Annotated in this window: 1 protein-coding gene; it reads left to right on the top strand. The window is 43.0% G+C overall.

Annotated elements, in window-relative coordinates:
* Nucleotides 1-194 precede the first annotated feature (194 nt).
* Complete coding sequence (locus AB4135_RS22035; protein ID WP_371995554.1) at nucleotides 195-866, top strand: phosphatase PAP2 family protein; 672 nt, start codon at nucleotides 195-197, stop codon at nucleotides 864-866.
* The last annotated feature ends 52 nt before the right edge of the window (nucleotides 867-918 follow it).

Raw genomic sequence — 918 nt, 5'->3', positions numbered from 1 at the left:
TATTAGTTGACCACTACATAATGAATGAAGAGCATCCACTCTTTCCATTAAAGTATTCGACACATCCCACTAAAAGTTGCCATATCGTTAGACAGGACAATGTAAGCTTGTGCTTTAAACTTGTAGTATTTAAACTTTATTACATAAAAGATTATTACCCTAAGCCCTTGATGAGTATGATTAGGTCCTCTTTGATGAATGGTTCATTACCAATAAAAACTGCTCCTAAGGTGAGTTGGAAAAATTTTATTTGGTTGTATCTCGCAGCCTTATCCTTCACTATTTTTAGCGTCATGTTTCTTGACCGGAATATCGCCACTTGGATGCATCAAAACAGCCACGCCAGCCATATTTTTAAGCCTTTAAGCCAAATGCCTCTGCTATTTGAAATACTTTCGGCTTTGGTCATCATCAGCTGTTTGACCTCAAAAGGTCGAAAGCACTTCTCAAGCCTTGCGTTTAGCTTAGGCATAACTTTAATCCTTGCGACGACCTTTCGTCTTGGAGCCAAATTCATTTTTGGCCGTACTTGGCCAGAGACATGGATTCATACAGACACTGGTAGCAATCCCTCTTGGATCAACGACGGCATTGAAGGCTTTCACCCATTCGCAGAGGGTCTAGCTTACAACTCATTTCCCTCGGGCCATGCTCTATTTACTTACGCACTGGTGAGCGTGTTTTGGTGGCGTTTCCCACAGCTTAAAATCGTGTGGATATTGGCGATGCTAGGCGCAATTGTAGGCCAGTTAGGGCAAAATTATCATTACTTAGGCGACCTCGTCGCCGGCGCGACCTTAGGCATCTTCACTGCTCATGTGTCGATAAAGCTGACCTGTTACTTTATACAGCGGCTTGAGCGGTAATATAGTCTACATATACCCGTGCAACTTGAAGGTGCAGGGTTCAGTGGGAGTT

Origin of the sequence: Shewanella sp. 10N.286.54.B9 (assembly GCF_041468565.1) — a bacterium.
Lineage (GTDB): Bacteria > Pseudomonadota > Gammaproteobacteria > Enterobacterales > Shewanellaceae > Shewanella.
Note: the sequence above shows the minus strand (reverse complement) of the source record. Positions and strands in the feature narration are given on the sequence as shown.

What these genes read in the sequence shown, in the direction of transcription:
- AB4135_RS22035 (WP_371995554.1), top strand. Translation starts at nt 195, where the DNA reads ATGAATGGTTCATTACCAATAAAAACTGCTCCTAAGGTGAGTTGGAAA.